A 17,417-nucleotide genomic window follows, 5' to 3' on the forward strand; every position below is an offset into this window, starting at 1 on the left:
CCCGCCTATATTTGCCGAAATTACACTTGAAGGCGGGGTACAATAAACCCGCATGCGGATTTCCGTTGCGGGCGCTTCCCATCGCCGGGGCGTGCCCGGGAGCATCCGGCATGCGGCCTTTGCGGCGCTCGGTCATGTGCAAGACGGGCGGTCGGGTCTGTGGGGCGCATCAGCTGTCCCTCGCCTCGGCATGTCTTCTCTCCACGCCACGTACCTGCTGCTGAGCCTGCCTGCCAGATGATTGGAAGCAACAGCGTAAATCCCATCACGCCAACATCCCGGCGATCGCCGGGGCCTGTATACCTATATGAGAGGAGAGGGGTATATGGCGCGTAAGTTTAAGTCTATGGACGGCAACGAGGCGGCCGCATATGTTTCGTATGCGTACACCGAGGTAGCGGGAATCTATCCCATTACGCCGTCCAGCCCGATGGCCGACCATGTCGACCAGTGGGCGGCCCAGGGTCGCAAGAACATCTTCGGCACCCCGGTCAAGGTCGTCGAGATGGAGTCCGAGGCAGGTGCAGCCGGTACCGTTCACGGTTCGCTGGGCGCCGGTGCTCTGACCACCACCTACACGGCTTCTCAGGGTCTGCTCCTGATGATCCCGAACATGTACAAGATCGCGGGCGAGCAGCTCCCGGGCGTCTTCCACGTCTCCGCGCGTTGCGTCGCTTCCCACGCCCTGAACATTTTTGGCGATCACTCCGACGTCATGGCCTGTCGTCAGACCGGCTTCGCCATGCTCGCCGAGGGCAACGTCCAGGAGGTCATGGACCTCTCGCCGGTGGCTCACCTTGCCGCCATCGAGGGTAAGACCCCGTTCCTTAACTTCTTCGACGGCTTCCGCACCAGCCACGAGATCCAGAAGGTCGCCATGTGGGACTACAAGGATCTGGCCGAGATGTGCGACATGGACGCCGTCCAGGCTTTCCGCGACCACGCGCTCAACCCTGAGCACCCGCACACCCGCGGCAGCCACGAGAACGGCGATATCTTCTTCCAGAACCGTGAGGCCTGCAACAAGGTCTACGACGAGCTTCCCGCCGTCGTCGAGGGCTACATGAAGAAGATCAACGAGAAGCTCGGCACCGATTACGGCCTGTTCAACTACTACGGCGCTCCCGATGCCGACCGCGTCGTCGTGTGCATGGGCTCCTTCTGCGACGTGCTCGAGGAAGTCATCGACTACCTCAACGCTCACGGCGAGAAGGTCGGCCTGGTCAAGGTTCGCCTGTTCCGTCCGTTCTCCATCAAGCACTTCGTCGACGTTCTCCCCGAGACCGTCCAGAAGATCGCCGTCATGGACCGCACCAAGGAGCCGGGTTCCATCGGCGAGCCGCTCTACCAGGACGTCGTCTCCGCTCTCTACGAGGCCGGCAAGACGGGTATCAAGGTCGTCGGCGGCCGTTACGGCCTGGGCAGCAAGGACACGCCTCCCGCGTCCGCGTTCGCTGTCTTCGAGGAGCTCAAGAAGGACGAGCCCAAGCGCGAGTTCACCATCGGCATTGTCGATGACGTGACCAACCTGAGCCTGCCCGAGGCCGAGGATGCGCCCAACACCGCAGCCCCCGGCACCATCGAGTGCAAGTTCTGGGGTCTGGGTGGCGACGGTACCGTCGGCGCCAACAAGAACTCGATCAAGATCATCGGCGACCACACCGACAAGTACGTTCAGGCCTACTTCCAGTACGACTCCAAGAAGACCGGCGGCGTCACCGTTTCGCACCTGCGCTTTGGTGATTCCCCGATCCGCTCGCCGTACTATGTGACCAAGGCCGACTTTGTCGCCTGCCACAACCCCAGCTACATCGTCAAGGGCTTCAAGATGGTCCGCGACGTCAAGCCGGGTGGCACCTTCCTGGTCAACTGCCAGTGGAGCGACGAGGAGTTCGCCGAGCACATGCCCGCCGTGGCCAAGCGCTACATCGCGAACAACAACGTCAACGTCTACCTGATCGACGCTATCGATCTGGCTGCCAAGGTCGGCATGGGCAAGCGCACCAACACGGTGCTCCAGTCCGCCTTCTTCGCGCTGGCCAAGGTCCTGCCCGCCGAGGACGCCCTGCAGTACATGAAGGACGCGGCTACCAAGTCCTACATGAAGAAGGGCCAGGCCATCGTCGACGCCAACCATAAGGCCATCGATGCCGGCGCTACCGCCTTCCGTAAGTTCGAGGTTCCGGCCGACTGGGCAACTGCCGAGGATGCCGCTCCCGTCGAGCTCTCCGAGGAGACCAAGTCCGCTATTGCCCAGCAGGTCAAGAACCTGCTCGAGCCCATCGATCGCATGGATGGCGACAGCCTGCCCGTTTCCGCCTTTGTCGATTGCGCCGACGGCCAGTTTGAGCTGGGCGCCTCCGCATACGAGAAGCGCGGCGTCGCCGTGGTCGTTCCTCACTGGGACGAGACCAAGTGCATCCAGTGCAACCAGTGCGCCTATGTGTGCCCGCATGCCACCATCCGTCCGTTCGCGATGACCGAGGACGAGGCTGCCGCCGCACCCGAGGCTACCCGCACGCTCGACGCCATGGGCCCCAAGGCCAAGGGCATGAAGTTCACCATGGCCGTGTCCCCGCTCGACTGCATGGGCTGCACCAACTGCGTCAAGGTCTGCCCCAAGGGCGCCCTCGAGATGGTTCCCACCGAGCAGGAGATGGACCAGCAGCCCGTTTGGGACTACATGGTCGAAAACGTCTCCGAGAAGAAGGAGCTCATCGCGGCCAACGTCAAGGGCAGCCAGTTTAAGCAGCCCTACCTGGAGTTCTCCGGCTCCTGCGCCGGCTGCGCCGAGACCGCCTATGCTCGTCTGGTGACCCAGGTCGCCGGCGACCGCATGTTCATCTCCAACGCCACCGGCTGCTCCTCCATTTGGGGCAACCCCGCTGCCACCGCTCCTTACTGCAAGGACAAGGACGGTCACGGCCCGGCGTGGAACAACTCCCTGTTCGAGGACAATGCCGAGCACGGTCTGGGCATGGCCGTTGGCTATGAGGCCGTTCAGAAGAAGCTGATCGCTGCTACGCAGGAGATCATCGCCGCTGACGGTCCGTCCGACGAGCTCAAGGCCGCCGGTCAGGCTTGGATTGACTCCGTCAACGACGCCGAGGCCTCTAAGACCGCTGCCGCCGCCTACGTTACCGAGCTCGAGAAGTGCGGCTGTGACGCTTCCAAGGCGATCCTCGCCGACAAGGCTTACCTCACCAAGAAGTCCTTCTGGATCTTCGGTGGCGACGGTTGGGCTTACGACATCGGCTTCGGTGGCCTGGACCACGTCCTGGCTTCCGGCCACAACGTCAACGTCTTCGTCTTCGACACCGAGGTTTACTCCAACACCGGCGGTCAGGCCTCCAAGGCCTCGAATCTGGGCCAGGTTGCTCAGTTCGCCGCTGCCGGTAAGGTGACCAAGAAGAAGTCTCTGGCTGAGATTGCCATGAGCTACGGCTACGTCTACGTGGCGCAGGTCGCCATGGGCGCCAACCCGGCTCAGACCCTCAAGGCCATCCACGAGGCCGAGGCCTACGACGGCCCGTCCCTCATCATCGGCTACAGCCCCTGCGAGATGCACTCCATCAAGAAGGGCGGCATGCAGAACTGCCAGGCCGAGATGAAGAAGGCTGTCGAGTGCGGTTACTGGAACCTCTTCCGCTTTAACCCCGAGGCTGCTGCCGGCAAGAAGTTCTCGCTCGATTCCAAGGAGCCCGCGGGTGGTTATCAGGAGTTCCTGATGAACGAGGCCCGTTACGCTTCGTTGACGCGTTCCTTCCCCGAGCGCGCCGAGGAGCTCTTCAAGGAGAACGAGCAGGCCGCTATGGACCGCTACGCTCACCTGCTGAAGCTCAAGACGGTGTACAACGAGGCTTAGGTCTCCCACCGCAGGATCTGAGGGCTGACCTTCGCGGACGTCCTCGGACATGAAAGAACCCCCGCTGCGCACTACGTGCGGCGGGGGTTCTTTCGTCCTGCGGAATGTCCGCGAAGGTCAGCCCTCAGATCCTGCTACGACTACGTCCTCGGATTGTGTGGCTGAATGAAGGACGTGGTTGTGGGGGCCTTTAGTCCCCTTCGCTGTTTCGCGGCTTTGCCGCGAAACAGCGCGCCACTCTGGGGATGGATGGAGTTTTGGCTGTTGCCGCCTTCTATCCCCGTGCTTTGGGGCTGGTTGCCTTTTTGGAGCTCATCTTTATTCCTTATGCTGAATGAAAAGCCCCATGTTTTTGCAGGGGTGCATACTCGTCTTATTAATGCATAGAATCTCGTATAGTGCGAGTAAGATATTACGTTGTCTGTTTTGTGTTTAGTGGAGATATAGTTTGCATAATCTAGTCTAATCCCTGCTCTATTAAAATAAAGTTGCACGTAAATGGCGTAGATATACCTAAGCTGGGCTTCTTTACGCTGAGCGGGTAAAAATGACCGTTCACCGTTCAACTGTTTTCAAAATGAATAAAATGAGCGATAAAGAGAATATAAACCTTAATAAACTCGCGTATCGCACGGACACGGGTTATTAATGGGTTGTAGGTCTTTTACAGAAGGGATTCCAGCAATGTCTAAGCCTCTTGGCAAGCCCGATCGTATTGTCGTCGCCCTTGGCGGCAACGCCCTCGGCAACAACCCCGTCGAGCAGATCGAGGCCGTGAGCAACACCGCCCACGCTCTCCTTGGTCTTATCGAGCAGGGTAACGAGATCATCATCACCCACGGCAACGGCCCGCAGGTCGGCATGATCCAGAACGCCTTCGCCGCTGCCCACGACGCCATCGGCACCCCCGAGATGCCGCTGCCCGAGTGCGGCGCCATGTCCCAGGGCTATATTGGTTATCACCTGCAGCAGGGCATCGGCCGCGAGATGCACAAGCGCTATAAGCGTTGGCACGCCGCCACCGTCGTCACCCAGATCGAGTGCGACCCGGATGATCCCGCGTTCAAGAACCCGACCAAGCCGATCGGCCCCTTCTACACCGAGGAGCAGGCCAAGGAGTTCATGGCCGAGGATCCCTCCAAGGTCTTCGTCGAGGATTCCGGCCGCGGCTGGCGTCGCGTCGTCGCTTCCCCCGATCCCAAGAAGATCGTCGAGGCTGACTCCATCCTCAACCTGCTCGACAACGAGTTCATCGTCATCGCCTGCGGTGGCGGCGGCATCCCCGTCGTCCGCGACTACGAGAACAAGGGCTGCTACAAGGGCGTTCCCGCCGTCATCGACAAGGACCTGGGCGGCGAGCTGCTGGCCGAGGACTGCGACGCCGACGTTCTGTTCCTGCTGACCGCCGTTGAGCATGTCGCCATCAACTTTGGCAAGCCCAACCAGGAGGAGCTCGAGGACCTCACCGCCGACGAGGCCGAGCGCCTGGCCGACGAGGGCCAGTTCGGCAAGGGTTCCATGGAGCCCAAGGTCCGCGCTGCCATCAAGTTCGCCCGTTCCCGCAAGGGCCGCACCTGCATCATCGGCGCCCTGGACAAGGCCGCCGAGACCATGGCCGGCCTCTCCGGTACCCGCATTCACGAGTAGTCTCTACTCTGTTGCCTCTCTCGTGGGCGCCAGGCAAAGCGCCCACAAACTAGCCTCTCTTCATGAGCCCCGCAGTCCGCTCCGACTGCGGGGCTTTTGCTATTGAGGTAGCTGTTCATGAAACCCGGCACTTGGGGACGTTCCCTTTCTGCCGGCAGCTTGGGACAGTCCTTAAAGGTAGCTCCTGACAGCTGGGAATGGGCCTATTCGTCCGCCCATGAGCGGCATCCGCAAGGGCTGTCCACAGTGGCTGGTCATTTATGTCTGTCCCCAATGACCACTCATTCAAGTCTGTCCCCAATGACTAGTAGTAGGCCCACATGGCTTCGACTTCGTTGAGGACCTCTACGACGCCCCAGCGACGGGCGCTGCGGCTGGCCGAGTTGGGGTCGTAGACGCCAATCTGGTCGGCATCGTCGATGCCGTAGAGCACGATGTAGTGGCCTACGTTGGTAAACGTACCGGGGCGCACTGCGGCGATGACGGGCGCACCCGAGCGAAGTGCTTGAGTAATCGATTCGCGATCGTTATAGAGCTGTGTTCCGTTGAGCCCCAGCTGCCACGCACCGCCTGTCATAAACGACCACTCGGTGGCACCAGTGGGGGCGTAGTTGCCGGCTTCGGCCAGCGCGCATATATCGACCGGCGTCTTATCGGTATGGCCGGTCTTAAAGATATAGACCATGGTGAGGCAGGTAGGACCGCAAGCGTTTTCGCGAATAGTGCCACCGGCATAGGGCAGCTCCGACCATGCGGGGTCAATTTGGTAGATGTGGGGCATGGTGCCGGCCTGCCATTGCGAGCGTGGGGTCGAGAACGCAAAGGAGTAACCGGGCGCGACGGGAGCTTTAAGCAGCTTGTCCTCGGCAGTGGGCTCAAGACCGGCTGATCCGTGGGAGATACAGGATCCCAAAAACACAAAGACGAGGCAGGCGGCGATGGAGCAAAGCGCAAGGCGTAGGCGGCGGGCCGGAAGCGCGTGGCTTGTGGTGTGCGACGCGGGGTGAGGGGAGGAATTGCCGCGATCGCGTTGAGGTCGCGAAAAGGAACGCTTGACGTAGTAGTCGGTCTTACGGCGATCGTAGCGGCGTGGCTGCGATGTGTCGGTCTGACGTTGGCGTGTGCTCGTACTCACGCGGTCTGACTGCTGCACGGTACGGCTTTGCTGCCGCGAAGAAGCCCCGGGCTGCTCTTGGGGGCGCTGCGGGTTGTCGTTGTCGGAGGTGCTTCTGGGCGTTGGCGTGGTGCGGCCGGCAAGGCGCACGCTTTGTGGCCGTTGGTCGCCGTCATTGTATCCGTATGCCATTCGAATCACCTTGCCTCATGTGTAACTTGTCTATCCTACATAAAAAGATGCACGACACATGGGTATGTGCGCCAAAAGCCTGACAAATGGTATGAACGTTGCCGCGCCGCGCGCCAAGCGTCACGGCAACAGGTCTTCAAAAGCAGACAAGATGAAAGCGTCCAAGACGAATGACGTCTCCCGCCGTTCGTCCCAAAAACGGTGCCGCTCGTTTTGCAGTTCTGCCTTCGGTCGAGCTGCGAGCGGCGCTGCTGCGCCAAGGCCGTATCTTAAAGCCATGGAATAAAAGCGCGCGGCAAAACGGACCGCGCAAGGGGTGACGCCAAGGGCGTCAAAAAGGAAAGGAGGGGAACAATGGCGGACAAGAACGCAGAAGTTGCAGTCGAGGATAACGGCGGCATGAAGAAAACGCTCTCGCTCTGGAACTTCTTCACCATCGGCTTTGGTGCCATTATCGGTACCGGTTGGGTTCTGCAGGTCGGCGACTGGATGGTCGTGGGCGGCGGTCCCGTTCCCGCTATGATCGCATTCCTCTTGGGTGCAATCTTCCTCGTGCCCGTCGGAGCTGTTTTCGGTGAGCTCACGGCCGCTATCCCCATCTCGGGCGGCATCGTCGAGTATGTCGATCGTAGCTTTGGCCGTACGCTGAGCTACATCACCGGATGGCTTTTGGCCCTGGGCAACGGCATCCTGTGCCCGTGGGAGGCCATTGCCATTTCGACTCTCGTGTCCGAGATGTTCGGTAGCCTGCCCGGCCTTGAGTGGCTGCGCGCCGTCAAGCTCTACACCATCCTGGGGGCCGACGTTTACCTGTTCCCGACGCTGATCGCGCTCGGCTTTGCAGTTTACGTCATCTTCCTCAACTTCCGTGGTGCCAGCTCGGCCGCCAAGCTTCAGGCCTTCCTGACCAAGGCTCTGCTCTGCGGCATGCTGCTCGCCATGGGCGTCTCGCTGTTCACCGGCTCGCCGGACAACGCCATGCCCGTGTTCTCCCAGGTCGCCGGCGCTGGCGGCGGCAAGGCCGCTACCGAGAGCTCCAGCCTGTTTGCCGGCATCGTGTCGGTCCTGGTTCTGACCCCGTTCTTCTACGCCGGCTTCGACACCATTCCTCAGCAGGCTGAGGAAGCAGCCGAGGGCCTCAACTGGAACAAGTTCGGCAAGATCATCTCCTTGGCTCTGCTGGCCGCCGGCGGCTTCTACATGGTCTGCATCTACTCGTTCGGCACCATCCTCGACTGGCATGAGTTTGTTAAGAGCCCGGTTCCCGCGCTCGCCTGCCTCAAGGGCATCAACATGCTCCTGTACCTGGCCATGCTCGTCATCGCCACGCTTGGACCCATGGGCCCGATGAATTCCTTCTACGGCGCCACGAGCCGCATCATGCTCGCCATGGGCCGCAAGGGCCAGCTGCCCGAGCAGTTCGCCGAGGTCGACCCCAAGTCCGGCGCTCCCAAGCTCGCCTGCGTCGTTCTGGGCGCCATCACCGTCGTCGGTCCGTTCCTGGGCAAGAACATGCTCATCCCTCTGACCAACGTGTCGGCTCTCGCCTTCATCTTCTCCTGCGGCATGGTCGCCCTCGCTTGCCTGCGCATGCGCTTCACCGAGCCCGACCTGCCTCGTCCCTACGAGGTGCCCGGCGGCAAGTTTGGCATCGGCCTCGCTATCGCTGCCTGCGCCATCATCATCGGCCTGCTCGTGATTCCGTTCTCTCCCGCCTCCCTCAACATGGTGGAGTGGAGCATCGTGATCGGCTGGCTGGCCGTCGGCCTGGCTCTCATGGCCTTCACCAATTCCCGCAAAAAGTAACGCCGAGCCGGGGCGGATCAGGTGCGCGGGACCCTCTCTTCCGCGCACCGAACCCGGCACCACTTGGGTAGCTTTGTGAGGCCTTAACCCAACGCGGCCTCGCCCACTATATGGATCCATAAGGAGGAACCATGTCCACTAAGTATGCAATCGTTGGCGGCAAGCTCATCGACGGTACCGGTGCCGGGCCGGTCGAGAACTCCCTCGTTCTCGTCGACGACAACGGCAAGATCGAGTACGCCGGCGCCATGCAGGACCTTCCCGAGGGCGTTGAGGTCATCGACGCCGCCGGCAAGACCGTCCTTCCCGGCCTGATCGACACCCACCTGCACTTCTCGGGCAACTTGACCGACGATGACACCGACTGGGTCATGCAGCCGCTCCTCGAGAAGCAGGCCGTCGCCGTCAAGCAGGCCTACGACTGCCTCACCCACGGCCTCACCACCGTCTGCGAGATCGGCCGCTTTGGTATCCAGATCCGTGACTGCATCGACAAGGGCGTCTTCAAGGGCCCGCGCGTTCTGGCCACCGGCCTTGGCTTCTGCCGCGTTGCCGGCCACGGCGACTCCCACCACTGCAGCCAGGAGCTCAACAAGGAATCGCACCCCTGGGGCGATCAGGTCGACGGTCCTTGGGATCTGCGCAAGGCCGTCCGCCGTCGCCTGCGTGAGAACCCCGATGCCATCAAGATCTGGGCTACCGGTGGCGGCATCTGGCGCTGGGACTCCGGCCGCGACCAGCACTACTGCTCCGAGGAGATCCAGGCCGTGGTCGAAGAGGCAAAGATGGTCGGCATCCCCGTGTGGAGCCACTGCTACAACAACCACGCCGCTGCCTACGATTCCGTTCGCTTTGGCTGCGAGCAGCTGATTCACGGCTTCGATATCGATGAGCGCACCATGGACCTCATGGCCGAGCAGGGCACCTTCTTCACTCCGACGATCGCCTTCCTGCCCACCTGGTACGCCACCTATCCGCCCGTCTACGTTCCCGAGCTGCACGACAAGTACGAGGGCACCCTGGTCGAGAAGGAGCTGCAGCGCAACTACGACTGCCTGCGCGAGGCCAAGAAGCGCGGCGTCGTCATGACGATCGGCTCCGACTCCTTCTCCTTCGTCACCCCGTACGGCACTTGCTCCATCGAGGAGATGTACGAGTTCGTCGACAAGATCGGCTTCACTCCGGTCGAGACCATCACCTGCGCCACCCTCAACGGTGCCAAGATGTGCCACATCGAGGACGAGACCGGTTCCATCGAGGCCGGCAAGTGCGCCGACCTGCTGGTCGTCAACGGTGACGTCGCCGCCGACATCCACGTGCTCAACACCGACAACATGGACGTCATCATGAAGGACGGCTGGATTGTCGAGGGCGGCACCTTCGGCGAGGCAAACAAGTACAGCGCCTAAGCTACCGTTCATCGATGGCTTGATGTAAAACACAGTATTTGATTGCATAATGCAATGGAGAGGGTCGCTTGCGGCCCTCTTTATTGCTATGGGGTGCGTCGGTAAGAAGGAGATGACGGTGGATCTCAATAGGCTGATTCTGGGCAAGAGCTACAACTCTACCAAGGTCTTTCGTACCGCTCAGCATGTGGTTCAAGCCATCTTGCTCGGTATTGTCGTTCCGCTGCTTATCCTGCTGCTCATCTGGGATCTAACCGATAATCCCAATCCCGTTCCGGCCGTTGTCGTCATTGCCGGCTTGGTCATGCTGTGCTTCTTCTTCTCGTACGTCTTTCTCGTTCCCGACGACCTCACATCGAGCGCAACCGACCGCACGCTCGCCATCGCTTCAAAAATATTCGCCTACACGTCGCGCGGCCTTACGCCCGAAGCTGCCCTGGGCGCCTCTAAGATCATCCTGTCCGAAACTACCGCCTCTGCCATCTGCTTTACCGACGGCAAGCAGGTGTTGGCAAGCTGGGGCGAGGACTCGGCAAAATGCCCCGCGGGCACCCCGGTGGTGCTGCGGACTACGCTCAACGTGATCAACAGCGGTGAGCAAAGCGTGTTCTCGCGCGATGCCTCGACCGAGACAGGTGGCTACTTTCCGCGCCTGCGCGCCGGTATTGTCGCACCGCTTACCGTGCGCGGGCATTGCGTGGGCACGCTCGAGTTGTATTATCCCCGTCTGAGCAGCATCGATATGCGCCAGACGGCGCTTGCCTCGGGCTTTGCCGACCTCATTTCCACGCAGCTTGCGAGCTTTGAGCTCGAGCGCCAGGACGAGCTTACGGCCCGCGTGGAGCTGCGCGCCTTGCAATCGCAGGTCGATCCTCATTTTCTGTTTAACACCATCAGCACCATCGTGTCGCTCGTACGTACCGAGCCGGACAAGGCCAGGTCGCTGCTGATCGACTTTTCCAATTACTACCGTCAGACGCTTTCTGATTCCGATACCCTCACAACGCTCGAGCACGAGGTGGAACAGGGCACTCGCTATATCAATCTTATGCAGGCTCGTTATGGCGACGGCCGTCTGCGCGTCTCGGTCGATATCGACTTTGAGGTGCGCGATTGCATGGTGCCGCCGTTTATCTTGCAGCCGTTGCTCGAAAACTGCATCAAGCACGCGCAGCGCGAGACCGAGCCGCTTTCTATTCATGTTAGGGCTTTCGAGACCGATGACGGTTTGGAGATCATCGTCGAGGACGACGGCATCGGTATGAGCGAAGAAGTCTGCGCGCATCTGTTTGAGCAACATCGCCTGGAGGAGCCCGAGAGCATTACCGCCGACGGCTCCGTCAAGCGAGGTTGCGGCCTGGCGCTCTTCAACGTGCTTCAGCGCATCCATTTCTTTTACGGAGAAGATTCCGGCATGCGCGTGAAGTCCCAGGAGGGCGTGGGAACGCAGGTCATCGTCGAGCTGAACGGCGAGCCGCATGAGCCGGCGCCGTTGACGGCGTAGCACGCGGTTGGATTGAGAGAAAAAGAGGGGAAGCACATATGTCCGAAGGCTGGAACATCTTGGTGGTTGATGACGAACCTCCCATTAGGGCTGAGCTACGCTATCTGTTGGAAAAGGATACGCGTGTGGGCCAGATTGCCGAGGCGGGCAATGTCACCGAGGCCGTGGAGTCGATTCTCTCGAACAAGCCCAACGTGTTGTTTTTGGACATCACGATGCCCGGCCGCTCGGGAATTGAGCTTGCCGAGACGCTGCAGAACCTAAAGACGCCGCCGGTGGTTGTGTTTGTGACGGCGTTTGCCGAGTTTGCCGCCGATGCGTATAACCTCGATGCGGTCGACTATGTCGTCAAGCCGGTCGAGGACGCACGCCTGTCAAAGGCACTCGACAAGATCGAGGCAGCCTTGGGTGCCCGTCGTGTTATCCACGCTCCGCGCCAGCCTTTGCGTCTGACGGTGGACCGCGGGGGCAAAAAGGTGTTCATTCCCGCCGCAGACGTCTGCTACTTTGAGGCGCGCGCCGATTTTTGCAACGCCATCTGCGCCGAGGGAACGTACCTGATCAATGAGTCGATCTCTTCGCTCGAGCGTCGCTTGGTCTCCGAGGGCTTTATTCGCGTTCATCGCAGCTATCTGGTCAATTTGGAAGACGTGCACAATGTCGAGATCGGTTCCACGGGTCTTATGGAGCTCAGACTCGATCGCGTAACCTCGACGGTGCCCGTGTCCCGCCGTCGCGCTGCCGAGGTTAAAGCACACTTGGGGCTTGCGTAGACGGTCTGCGTGCCGTCGTTTACCATCGCAGGTTTGGCATGGGCGCGCGGTGGGCATAATGGGTGGCATCGAATGAAATCGAAAGGATCATTATGCCCGCGCTTATCACCCATCATCTGTTTGGCGAGGAAAGCATCGACCGTCTTCCGCAGGGCGTCATCACGTCCGATGAAGAGCGCATTGCCTTTATCTTGGGCAACCAAGGCCCCGACCCGTTTTTCTTTCACATTCTGACACCGCGTGTTTCCGACTGCACGCTGCTGGCGCAGGTCATGCATCGGTCGCGCATGTCTCGCCAGTTCGCGTGCCTGCGCGACGGCGTGTCGCATCTGCTGCCGCGCGACGCCAGCTTGGGTCGCGCCTTTGCGCTGGGCCTGCTGTCTCATTACGTGCTCGACCGCAACGCCCACCCCTTTGTCTATGAGCAGCAGTTTGGCATCGTGGAATCCGACTCAGAGCTTGAGGATTCGAGCAGTCAGGTCCATGCCGTGATCGAGAGCGACCTGGATGTACTGATGCTGCAGCTTAAACGCGATGGCGCTACGGTCGACGATTACCCGCCGGCGGGCGAGATCGTCACCACCGATCGCATCAATCGCGTGGCCGGCGTGCTGATGAGCTATGTTGCCGGACGCGTGTATGGCATTGACATTCCGGCGGGGGAGTACGGTGCTGCCGTTGCCAATATGCAGCGACTTTACCGCGCGATTGAGCCGGCCGGCTCCGCAAAGACGCGCGCGATCTCGCTGGTTGAGGGCTTGGTGCACGACTACTCGCTGCTCGACGGCCTTGCCCATCGCGTGACGACGGAGCTGCCCGAGCGCACCGGTAACCTGGGCCATCTGACATGGAAGAATCCCTTTACCGACGAGGTCTCGAACGAGAGTTTCCCCGAGGTCTTTGATCGCGCGCTGGTCGATTACGAGTGCACGGTCGCACGTTTTATCGAGACCGGTGACATGGATGCCGTGACCAGTCACGTCAACTACAGCGGTCGCGTGCTCAATGCCGATGAGGAGTTCGACCGCGAGGAATAGGGCTCGTGCGTGCCCCTTTGCCGAATCCTTACCGGCGGTTCTGGACAATTGGGGTACGATGAGCTAACTGCATATCGGGCGAATACGAAGGGTCCCTGTCCATGAAATACACCAAGCTCGAGCGTAACTGGGTTATGTATGATGTGGGCAATTCGGCCCTCGTGCTGCTCAATACCTCGGTGGTGCCCATTTACTTTAACGCCATCAATACCGGCGCTTCCTCGGCCGACCTGGTGGTCGCCTGGGGCAATGCGCAGACGATTGCCTCGCTGGTCATCGCCATGCTCATGCCCATTCTGGGCGCGCTTGCCGACTACGCCGGCAACAAGATCAAGTTCTTCTTGGGCTTCTTCCTCACGGGCCTGGTGCTTTGCCTGGCGCAGGCTATCCCAATGTCCGCCATGGCATTTTTGACCGTGTACGTGCTGTGCACCATCGGCCTTAACTCTTCTATGACGTTCTACGACGCCATGCTGCCCGACATTACCACCGACGAGCGCATGGACGCCGTGTCCAGCTCGGGTTATGCCTGGGGCTACATCGGTTCCACCGTGCCGTTCGTCATCTGCCTGGCGCTCATCATGGGTGGCCCCGCTCTTGGTGTCCCCACCATGCTGGCAACGCGTCTGTCGTTTATCATCACCGGTGCCTGGTGGCTCATCTTTACCCTGCCGCTCATTCGCACCTATAAGCAAAAGTACGGTCGCGAGCGCGGTCCCGAGGACACCATCGGCCACATCGTGGGCGGTGTGTTCTCCGAGGTCGGACACACCATGCGCGAGATCGCCCACAACAAGACCGTGCTGGTCTACATGATCGCGTTCTTCTTCTATATCGACGGTGTGCACACGGTCATTTCCATGGCAACCAGCTACGGATCGGCCTTGGGCATCGATTCGACCCAGTTGGTCCTGGCGCTGCTCGTCACGCAGTTCGTGGCCTTTCCGTCCGCCATCATCTACGGCAAGCTTGCCGGACGCGTGGGCACGCTCAACATGATCTTGGTGGCAGTCGCCGCCTATATGGGCATTGTGCTGTTCGCCGCGTTCTTCCTAAAGACCGCCTTTGAATTCTGGGTGCTTGCCATTATGGTCGGCCTGTTCCAGGGCGGCGTGCAGGCGCTCAGCCGTAGCTACTTTGGCCGCATTATCCCCAAGGAAAAGTCCAACGAGTACTACGGCTTCTTTGACATCTTCGGTCGTTATGCAAGCGTCATGGGCACTTTCCTAGTGTCGGTCGTCACCTCGCTGACCGGCAATCCGTCGCTGGGCGTCCTTTCCATTGGCGTGCTGCTGATCGTTGGCTTTATGCTGCTGGTCCGCCTGTCCCGCATGACTCGGGCGGCAGAGCATGCCGCATAGGAGCGAGCGGCTATTGTGCCTGTCCACGGTACTCTTTTGGGGTTATCCGCAATAAACATTGCGACTTGCGAGCAATGATTTGCCCAAGTGGGTATGATGGAATCAGCTAGGTCGCGGGGCGTCGCCTGTGTTTGGCGGCGTCCCGTTTTTGTGTTGCAGGGAGGGTAAGGCATGAACGCCACAGTCGTGATTCCAACGTATTGGGCGGGCGATGACGCTTGCGCAAACGCCCCTGGCACCTATGACCATTCGACGCGACTCAACGCCGACAATCCCGAACTCGACCGCTGCCTGGCCTCGCTTGAGCAGGTACGTGACATCCCTCGCATCATCCTTTTGGTGGTCTGTCCCGTTTCTGCCACAGCCGATGTGTCGCTGCACGTGCGCGAGATTGTCGACGCGCATCCCACGCTCAAGGTCACCGTTGTCACCAACACCCAGGCCTCGCGCATTGCAGACCGGGTTGCTCAGATCGCGCCCAAGGGTTCGGGCGAGTGCGTGAGCCTGCGAGGCTACGGTGCCATCCGCAACATGGGGCTAGCCTGTGCCGCTGTGCTGGGGCATGACGCGGTTATCTTTTTGGATGACGATGAGACTGTCATCGACGCCGACTTTATGAAGCGCGCGACCTATGCGTTGGGGCAGCAGACGCGTCAGGGCTTGCCGATCTTGGTCAAGAGCGGTTATTTCTACGATCGCGACGGCTCACCGCTGGCTCCCACGGACAAGGCGGGCATCTGCCATCGTTGGTGGACCAAGCGCATCGAGTTCAACCGTTGGATGAAAAAGGCGCTCTCGGGCACCCGCATCTCGCGCTCCAACTACGTGTGTGGCGGCCTGATGGCCCTGCACGCCCGCGCCTTTACGCGTGTGGCCTTTGACCCGTTTATCACCCGCGGCGAGGACTTGGATTACCTCTTTAACATGCGCATGTTTGGCTACGACGTGTGGTTCGATAACGAGTGGACCGTGCGCCATCTGCCTCCGGAGTCCGAAAAGCGCTCACCGCGCTTTATGCAGGATGTATACCGTTGGTACTACGAACGGGCCAAGTTGACATTCGCCGCGCATCAAAAGGAGCTCATTCCCGTTACGGCGGCATCGCTCATGCCCTACCCGGGCCCGTGGATTTCGCGCGAGCTCGACGACCGCGTGCGCAAGACCGCTATGGTCCGCAGCGTGTTTACCCGCGAGCATGAGGGCTACCTGCGCATTTGGCGCCATGGTATCGGCGAGGCAAAGGCCTATGCGCGCCAAAACGCTGCAAGCTACCTGCGTTTCCAGAGCTTTTGGCCCAAGATCATGGACGGGCTTTGGCGTGACGCACAACTGATCAGTATCCTGGAGGGGGCCGAATGATCGACCGCCGCGCCCAGCGCGATAGTTCAATATCAATCTTTCGCATCATTGCCGTCGCCTGCGCCATTTGCGTGCTGGTGTACTTTATTTTTGCCTTGGTGACCGGTATCGAGCCGATCGCCACGGTGATTGCCTGCGCGCTGCTATGCATCTTTCTGTGCATCTTTATCTTTTTGACGCTCAATCCCGATTCGGTGCGTTCCCAGTACACCGAGGAGACGCTCTCGGTGGCCTCGGCCATGCTTGAGGACATTAAGGGCGGTCTGACGCAGGAGTCGGCACGTTTGGTGTGCCGGCGCATTTTGCCCGAGACGCGCGCCATGACGGTGGCCATCACCGACGAGGACAACGTGCTTGCCTGCGCGGGCGAGTTTGAGGAAAAACTGCTGCCCGATACTCCCATCCACACGCTTGCCACACGCTACGTTATCGAACATGGCATCGTGCAGTCGTTCAACCGTATGGTGGATGTCGTGGGCTCGGACGGCTCGCACAACCAAGTCCCCGCCGGCATTATCGCCCCCATCAAGGTGGGCGATCGTACCGTCGGCACGCTCAAGTTCTACTACAAGACCCCGCGCGCCGTCGACCGTACCCAGTATGCGCTTGCCTCGGGCTTTGCCGAGATCTTGTCCACACAGCTCGCCATCCACGAGCTCGAGGTGCAAAAGGAACTCACGGCGCGCGCCGAGGTGCGTGCGCTGCAGGCGCAGATTAACCCGCACTTCCTGTTCAACACGCTGAACACCATTGCATCGTTTACGCGCACCGACCCGCTGCGGGCCCGCGAACTGCTTCGTGAGTTCTCATCGTTCTATCGTGCCACGCTCGACAACTCGGGATCGCTTATTCCGGTCTCGCGTGAGGTCGCACAGACCAAGCGCTACCTTACCTTTGAGAAGGCCCGCTTTGGCGAGGACCGCGTGCTTGCGACGTTCGATGTGTCCGAGGACGTGGAAGATACGCTGGTGCCGGCGTTCGTGATCCAGCCGATTGTCGAGAACGCCGTACGTCATGGTATGGGCGATGACGACGCCCTGAGGATCGACGTGACCGTTCACCAAGACGGCGAGGATGCAATCTTGATTGCCGTGGCCGATAATGGCGTGGGCATGGATGAGGGTACCGCCGCCAGACTGTTTGACGAGCGTTCTGCCCGTCCCGACGCCAGCTCTCCCCAGGGTGGCGGCGCCGGTGTGGCCATGCACAATATTTCGGAGCGCATCCATCGCTTTTATGGGCCGCACTCCTATACGCGTGTCGAATCGGCGCCGGGCAAGGGCACCAAAGTGCTCCTTCATCTTGATTTGTCAGAGAGCATCTTCGACATTCAAGAGTAAAATAAAAGGC

The 17,417-nt window shown here is 60.4% G+C and carries 11 protein-coding genes; 10 read left to right on the forward strand and 1 reads right to left on the reverse strand.

Annotated features, from left to right (window positions below):
• Positions 1–325: 325 nt before the first annotated feature.
• Together nifJ and arcC are read left to right on the forward strand one after the other, a co-directional pair.
• A complete protein-coding gene (gene nifJ, locus GXM19_RS08870) occupies positions 326–3,865 on the forward strand; it encodes a pyruvate:ferredoxin (flavodoxin) oxidoreductase (protein ID WP_040359129.1) in 3,540 nt (1,179 codons plus the stop codon).
• 684 nt (positions 3,866–4,549) lie between these two features.
• On the forward strand, positions 4,550–5,512 hold the full coding sequence (gene arcC, locus GXM19_RS08875; protein ID WP_006235166.1) for a carbamate kinase: 963 nt from the start codon (positions 4,550–4,552) through the stop codon (positions 5,510–5,512).
• 304 nt (positions 5,513–5,816) lie between these two features.
• On the opposite strand, the gene GXM19_RS11005 is transcribed toward arcC, so the two are convergent.
• A complete protein-coding gene (locus GXM19_RS11005) occupies positions 5,817–6,818 on the reverse strand; it encodes a C39 family peptidase (RefSeq protein WP_203572362.1) in 1,002 nt (333 codons plus the stop codon).
• Between the two features lie 354 nt (positions 6,819–7,172).
• Here GXM19_RS11005 and GXM19_RS08885 point away from each other — a divergent pair, with 354 nt between their 5' ends.
• From GXM19_RS08885 to GXM19_RS08920, 8 genes are all read left to right on the forward strand, one after another.
• The gene (locus GXM19_RS08885; protein WP_006235164.1) at positions 7,173–8,624 is read left to right on the forward strand and encodes an APC family permease; all 1,452 of its coding nucleotides are present in this window, start codon (positions 7,173–7,175) and stop codon (positions 8,622–8,624) included.
• A 131-nt stretch (positions 8,625–8,755) separates the two neighbouring features.
• Positions 8,756–10,033, forward strand: coding sequence for a metal-dependent hydrolase family protein (locus GXM19_RS08890; RefSeq protein ID WP_006235163.1), 1,278 nt, complete (start codon positions 8,756–8,758; stop codon positions 10,031–10,033).
• 112 nt (positions 10,034–10,145) lie between these two features.
• Positions 10,146–11,537 (forward strand): sensor histidine kinase, encoded by a 1,392-nt coding sequence (locus GXM19_RS08895; protein WP_115596235.1) that lies wholly within the window; start codon positions 10,146–10,148, stop codon positions 11,535–11,537.
• Positions 11,538–11,575: 38 nt separating this feature from the next.
• Positions 11,576–12,310, forward strand: coding sequence for a LytR/AlgR family response regulator transcription factor (locus GXM19_RS08900; protein ID WP_006235161.1), 735 nt, complete (start codon positions 11,576–11,578; stop codon positions 12,308–12,310).
• A 92-nt stretch (positions 12,311–12,402) separates the two neighbouring features.
• A complete protein-coding gene (locus GXM19_RS08905) occupies positions 12,403–13,347 on the forward strand; it encodes a zinc dependent phospholipase C family protein (protein ID WP_006235160.1) in 945 nt (314 codons plus the stop codon).
• Positions 13,348–13,448: 101 nt separating this feature from the next.
• Positions 13,449–14,708: an MFS transporter gene (locus GXM19_RS08910; protein WP_006235159.1), complete on the forward strand. Its 1,260-nt coding sequence runs from the start codon at positions 13,449–13,451 to the stop codon at positions 14,706–14,708.
• A gap of 171 nt (positions 14,709–14,879) precedes the next feature.
• Complete coding sequence (locus GXM19_RS08915) at positions 14,880–16,067, forward strand: glycosyltransferase (RefSeq protein WP_006235158.1); 1,188 nt, start codon at positions 14,880–14,882, stop codon at positions 16,065–16,067.
• A complete protein-coding gene (locus GXM19_RS08920) occupies positions 16,064–17,407 on the forward strand; it encodes a histidine kinase (protein ID WP_006235157.1) in 1,344 nt (447 codons plus the stop codon). The genes GXM19_RS08915 and GXM19_RS08920 overlap by 4 nt, the downstream gene beginning before the upstream one ends.
• Positions 17,408–17,417: the final 10 nt, after the last annotated feature.

Origin of the sequence: Collinsella aerofaciens ATCC 25986 (assembly GCF_010509075.1) — a bacterium.
GTDB lineage: Bacteria > Actinomycetota > Coriobacteriia > Coriobacteriales > Coriobacteriaceae > Collinsella > Collinsella aerofaciens.